Here is a 5,298-nt window from a genome sequence, read left to right as displayed (position 1 = left end):
GGCTGGCGGCGCGGGGTCGGCGCCGGCGGGCATCCGCATCAGGCCGTCGTCGCCGCGGACCAGCTGGTCGGTGCGGGCCTCCACCACCTGCAGGCGGCCGGCCTCGGCGAGGGTGGACGGCGGCTGGCCGAGCGGGACGACCGAGATCGTGCCGTCGCCACCGATCAGCATCGACTCGTTGGGTGGCACCGCCACCGGCGCGCCGCCCTGGTCGAGCACCGGCAGGCCGCTGGCAGTGGTCAGCAGGCCGTTGGCGGTCAGTTGCAGGTTGCCGGCGCGGGTGTAGGCCACGCCGCCATCCGGCGCCTGCACCGCGAGCCAGCGGTCCTGGTGCAATGCAATGTCGGTGGCGTTGCCGGTCTGGTTGATCGCGCCGGGCGCCGCGCTGACGCCGAGGGTGCGATGGCTCGCGGCCACGCGGGAGTCGAAACCCTCGCCCTGCACCGGCGCCGCGACGGTGCCGCTGAGCGTGGCCTGGAAGCCGACCGTGTTGGCGTTGGCGAGGTTGTGCGACACCGACGCCTGCGCCTTCAGCGTGGCGCTGGCGCCGGTCATCGCAACGTAGAGGGCTCGATCGATCATGGGGTTCGCTCCGGCTGGGTGGAGGCGGTGCCCGGTTGTAGGAGCGACGTCAGTCGCGACCCGCCCGGCCTGGGCAATATCCGGGTCGCGACTTACGTCGCTCCGACAACGTCACCGGCCTCAGCGGATGTTGATCACCGTCTGGGTGATCTGGTCCTGGGTCGAGATCATCTGCGCGTTGGCCTGGAAGTTGCGCTGCGCGGTGATCATGTTCACCAGCTGCTCGGTCAGGTCGACGTTGGACGCTTCCAGCGCGCCGCCCTGGATCATTCCCAGGTCGGACGTGCCGGCGGCGCCGCGCAGGGGCTGGCCGGACTCGAACGTCTCGGCCCAGCCGTTGTCGCCAAGCGGCTGCAGGCCCTGCGGGTTGCTGAAGCTGGTCATCGCCACCTGGCCGAGCGCGGTGGACACGCCGTTGGTGTACTGCGCGGTGACCACGCCGGTGGCCGAGACCTCGATGCCGGTCAGCCGGCCGGTCGCGTGGCCGTCCTGGACGAGCTCGGAGACGTTGAACGACTCGCCGTACTGGGTCGAGCCGCCGAGGTCGAGGCCGACCACGAGCGGCGCGGCGCCGTTGCCCGGGTCATGGGCGGGCAGGGCGACCAGTCCGTTGGCCGGCACCTGCAGCTCGCCGGTGTCGGAGTACTGCAGCGTCGCCGGCGCACCGACCGCGGTGCCGTCGATGGACGCATGCACCTGCCATTCGTTCGGGTTGGCGGTCTTGACGAAGTGCAACTGCTGCGTGTGCGAGGCGCCGAGCGAGTCGTACACGGTCAGCGAGGTGGTGTGGTTGTAGNCCGACCGCGGTGCCGTCGATGGACGCATGCACCTGCCATTCGTTCGGGTTGGCGGTCTTGACGAAGTGCAACTGCTGCGTGTGCGAGGCGCCGAGCGAGTCGTACACGGTCAGCGAGGTGGTGTGGTTGTAGCTGGTCGGGTCGTTCGGATCGAACGGCGCGATGACCGGCGGGGCGGCGTCGGCGGGCAGGTTGCTGCCGACCTGCACCTCGCCGGTCGCGCGCGGCGCCGCGTCGCCGGTGGCCAGTTGCAGGTCGCTCAGGCGGCCAGTGTCGAAACCCACGCCCGAGGCGTTGGGCATGTAGACCTGCAGGCGGTGGCCGGACGGATTGACGACGAAGCCGTCGCGGTCTGCGCCGAAGTTGCCGGCGCGCGAGTACACCGTCGCGCCCTGGTTGGACAGGGTGAAGAAACCCTTGCCGCTGATCGCCAGGTCGAGCGCCTTGCCGCTGAACTCCACGTTGCCCTGGTTGAACTGCTGGGCGACCTGGTTGAGCCGGACGCCGGCACCAATGGCGTTCCTGGACAGGCCGTAGGCCGACACCGGGAACACGTCGCCGAACTCGGCACGCGACTGCTTGAAGCCAGTGGTGTTGGCGTTGGCGATGTTGTTGGAGGTGACGTTGAGGTCGGCGGTGGCCGCGTTCATGCCACTGAGCGAGATGCGGAAACTCATGCGGGTGCTCCAGTCGGGCGAATCGGGGTGGTGGTGGGAGCGGCCTGGCCGCGCCCGGATGTCGGGAATGGGTGTCAGCCGATCCGGCGGATCGCGCCGAGCGGATGGCTGCCGAGGCCGGCGAGGTTGAGCACCAGGCCCTGCGGTTCGATCGAGACGCTGTCGATGCGGGCGGCGACGCCGACCGCGAGCGACTCGGTGTCCTCGCCACCGCCGGAGGTCGCGCGGATGCTGTAACGGCCGGCAGCCGCGGGGTCGCCGTTGTCATCGCGGCCGTCCCACTCCCACGCCACGCCGCCGGCGGCATCGGCCTGCACGGTGGTGCGGCGTACGGTGGCGCCGGAGGCATCGACGATCTCGACCTGGAGGGTGCCCGCGCGGGTGGCGGCGATCTCGCCGCGTACCCCGGCACCGGCGGCGAGCTCGACCGTGTCCGTCTCGATCAGCGCTTCGCGGCCAACCAGCGAGGCGGCGCGCAAAGTCTGGTCGGACTCCATCACCGAGGCGACCGACGACAGCGCGCCCTGCATCTTGTCGATGCCCTGCACGGTCGAGAACTGCGCGAGCTGGCCGAGGAACTCGGCGTTCTGCAGCGGCTTGAGCGGGTCCTGGTTCTTGAGCTGCTCGGTCATGAGCCGAAGGAAGTCGGCCTGGCCGAGCGAGGTGTCGCGTGCGGGTGCCTGCGAAGCGAGGCCCAGCGAGCCCCACGGGTTCTCCAGGCTGGTGCCGGGGATGGTGCTCATGGCGTGGTGTCCTTCATCGCGGTCGGGCTCACTTGCCCATGTTCAGGGTCGCGGTGGCCAGTTCCTTGGCGGTGTTGAACACCTCCACGTTGGCCTGGTAGCTGCGCGAGGCGGAGATCAGGTCGACCATCTGCGCGACCGGGTCGATGTCGGGCGCGTAGACGTAGCCGTCGCCATCGGCCAACGGGTGGCCGGGCTCATAGCGCTTGATCGGCGCGGCGGTGCTGTCGACCACCTCGGTGACCCGCACGCCCGACAGCGCCGGGTCGCCCGAAACCGCCTGGGCGGTGAACACCGGATGCTTGGGTTGGTACACGGCGTCGGGGTTGCCCGACACGGTGTCGGCGTTGGCCAGGTTGCTGGCGACGGTGCTCAGGCGCACCGACTGGGCGTTCATCGCCGAGCCGGCGACGTCGAAGATCGGGAGCGTGCTCATCGGTCCGCCTCCTACTGCCCGGTGATCGCGGTCAACATCCCGCGCACCTTGGCCTCGACGAACGACAGCGACGCGCGGTACTCCAGCGACGCCTGCGCGAACGCGGCCTTCGCGCGCTCGCCGTCGACGGTGTTGCCGTCCAGGCTGGGCTGGAGGGAGGCGGGCGCGTACTGCGACGCGGCCACCGCGGTGTCGATGGCGTCACCGGGGCCGGCCGGCTGCAATGCGGCGCGCAGCGCGGTCTGGAAGTCCAGGTCCTGCGCCTTGAAGCCGGGCGTATCGGCATTGGCGATGTTGCCGGCAAGCAATTGCAGCCGCTGCTCGCGCAGGGCCAGCGCAGTGCCGTGGATGCCAAGGAACGATGAATCGAGCGAAGGCATGGGCGCCCTCCGGGTCTGGTTCACCCGGGATCAGGCAAGCGCCGTGCCACGACGTGGTTTCGAGCGGACCGCGCGGCCGCGGGCGAGGCGCTAGGCCGCGCGCTGCAGCGCCGTCATCCGCACCGCAATGCGTTGCGCCAGCTCGTGCTCGGAGTACTTGGGCACGAAGTCGTCGGCGCCGACGCGCTCCACCATGGCGTGGTTGAACACGCCCGACAGTGAGGTGTGCAGCAGCACGTAAAGGCCGCGCAGGGCCGGGCTGCGCCGGATTTCCGTCGTCAGCGTGTAGCCGTCCATCGCCGGCATTTCGATGTCGGAGATCACCATCGCGTAGCGGTCGCCCGGTGAACGGCCGCCCTCGGCCATCTGCTGTAGGTGCTCCAGCGCCTGGCGGCCGTCCGAGAGCAGCGTGGCACCCAGGCCGAGCTGCTCCAGCACCTGCCGGATCTGGTTGCGGGCGACGCGGGAGTCGTCGACCACCAGTACTTCGTGCGGCACCCCGGGGGTGTGGGGCAGCGCGCTGATGCCGGTGGCATCGCTGGCGCGCGGGGCCGACTCGGCCAGCACGCTTTCAACGTCCACCAGCTGGATCAGCTCGCCCTGGTGGCGGGTGACGCCGGTCAGGTAATGGGCGTCGCCGCCCAGGTCCGGCGGCGGCTGGATGTCCTCGACGGCGATATTGACGATGCGCTCCACTCCGGACACCAGGAAGCCCTGCACCGTGCGGTTGAACTCGGTGACGACCAGGTAGCTGGGCTCGGCGCCGTCGTGGGCGTGGCCGATCGCACGAGCCAGGTCGAGCACCGCCACGGTCCGGCCGCGCACGTCGGCCGCGCCGGCAAACGCGCAGGGCAGCTGCGGCAGGGTGAACAGCGGCGGCCGCGGGATCACCTCCTGCACCTTGAACACGTTCACGCCAAAAAGCTGACGCGTGCCCAGTCGGAACAGCAGCAGCGCCAGCCGGTTGTGGCCGGCCAGGCGGGTACGTTGGTCGATGCGGTCCAGCAGGTCACGGCTCATGGCGAGGTTGTCGGCCGTGGCCGGTGGTTCTTGAGCGGCCGCTCGCGGCGGCGGAGGGCGGGGCGGTCGCGCCGGGGGCGCGGCACGCCGCTTGCCTGTGTCCCGGCGTATCCCTCTCCGGAGTCCACCGTGCGGCAGTTGTTCCTGCCATTGCTGGTCCTGCCCGTGCTCGCGGTCAGCCTGCTCGTCGTGGCCCTGTACAGCGGGCCCGTGTCGGCGGCGGGACCGGTCACCCCGCCCGATGCGATCCGTGCCGCGGCCATCGCCGCGGTCGGCGCCACCGCCGCAAACGCGGAAGCGTCGGTCGACCCCAACCTCAGGATGGCCGCGTGCTCGTCGCCGTTGCAGGCCTTGCCGACCAGCGCCCGGGTGGTCCACGTCCGCTGTCCGGACCAGCCGGGCTGGCAGCTGTACGTGCCGGTGCAGGTGCGTGATGTGGAGCAGGTGCTGGTGGTGACCGGGCCGGTGCAGGCCGGCGAGACCATCACCGCCGACATGCTGGCCATGCGCCGGCGCGACATGGCCGGCGCCGGTGACGGCTTCGCCGATGCGGCGGCGCTTGTCGGCCAGACCGCCAACCGCAGCCTTGCCCCTGGTGCCGCGCCGACTGCCGACGACGTGGTCGAAGGGCCGATGCTGCGCCGCGGCGACCCGGTCGTGCTG

At 70.9% G+C, this 5,298-nt stretch carries 6 protein-coding genes and 2 pseudogenes; 1 reads left to right on the top strand and 7 read right to left on the bottom strand.

Annotated elements, in window-relative coordinates:
• The 7 genes and pseudogenes from ACKVMH_RS12600 to ACKVMH_RS12570 all read right to left on the bottom strand — a co-directional run.
• Nucleotides 1-582, bottom strand: a 582-nt coding sequence (locus tag ACKVMH_RS12600; protein ID WP_412700555.1) for a flagellar basal body rod protein FlgF, incomplete at its 3' end; no start/stop codon positions are given.
• A 120-nt stretch (nt 583-702) separates the two neighbouring features.
• Nucleotides 703-1,362 (bottom strand): annotated as a pseudogene (locus ACKVMH_RS12595) (flagellar hook protein FlgE); the annotation flags it as partial.
• Between the two features lie 64 nt (nt 1,363-1,426).
• A pseudogene (locus tag ACKVMH_RS12590) lies at nt 1,427-2,056 on the bottom strand (flagellar hook protein FlgE); the annotation flags it as partial.
• 74 nt (nt 2,057-2,130) lie between these two features.
• Complete coding sequence (locus ACKVMH_RS12585; RefSeq protein ID WP_412700554.1) at nt 2,131-2,799, bottom strand: flagellar hook assembly protein FlgD; 669 nt, start codon at nt 2,797-2,799, stop codon at nt 2,131-2,133.
• A 28-nt stretch (nt 2,800-2,827) separates the two neighbouring features.
• The gene (gene flgC / locus ACKVMH_RS12580) at nt 2,828-3,235 is read right to left on the bottom strand and encodes a flagellar basal body rod protein FlgC (RefSeq protein WP_412700553.1); all 408 of its coding nucleotides are present in this window, start codon (nt 3,233-3,235) and stop codon (nt 2,828-2,830) included.
• A gap of 11 nt (nt 3,236-3,246) precedes the next feature.
• Nucleotides 3,247-3,615, bottom strand: coding sequence for a flagellar basal body rod protein FlgB (gene flgB, locus ACKVMH_RS12575; protein ID WP_215219667.1), 369 nt, complete (start codon nt 3,613-3,615; stop codon nt 3,247-3,249).
• Nucleotides 3,616-3,705: 90 nt separating this feature from the next.
• Nucleotides 3,706-4,635: a chemotaxis protein gene (locus ACKVMH_RS12570; RefSeq protein WP_412700552.1), complete on the bottom strand. Its 930-nt coding sequence runs from the start codon at nt 4,633-4,635 to the stop codon at nt 3,706-3,708.
• Between the two features lie 129 nt (nt 4,636-4,764).
• Here ACKVMH_RS12570 and flgA point away from each other — a divergent pair.
• On the top strand, nt 4,765-5,298 hold a 534-nt coding region (flgA, locus tag ACKVMH_RS12565; protein WP_412700551.1), incomplete at its 3' end, for a flagellar basal body P-ring formation chaperone FlgA.

The sequence above is a fragment of the Lysobacter zhanggongensis genome, from assembly GCF_046638635.1.
GTDB lineage: Bacteria > Pseudomonadota > Gammaproteobacteria > Xanthomonadales > Xanthomonadaceae > Novilysobacter > Novilysobacter luteus.
Note: the sequence above shows the minus strand (reverse complement) of the source record. Positions and strands in the feature narration are given on the sequence as shown.

Bases quoted from the DNA above. Each gene is read 5' to 3' on its own strand.
- ACKVMH_RS12585 (WP_412700554.1), bottom strand. From the start codon at position 2,799: ATGAGCACCATCCCCGGCACCAGCCTGGAGAACCCGTGGGGCTCGCTG.
- flgC (WP_412700553.1), bottom strand. From the start codon at position 3,235: ATGAGCACGCTCCCGATCTTCGACGTCGCCGGCTCGGCGATGAACGCC.
- flgB (WP_215219667.1), bottom strand. From the start codon at position 3,615: ATGCCTTCGCTCGATTCATCGTTCCTTGGCATCCACGGCACTGCGCTG.
- ACKVMH_RS12570 (WP_412700552.1), bottom strand. From the start codon at position 4,635: ATGAGCCGTGACCTGCTGGACCGCATCGACCAACGTACCCGCCTGGCC.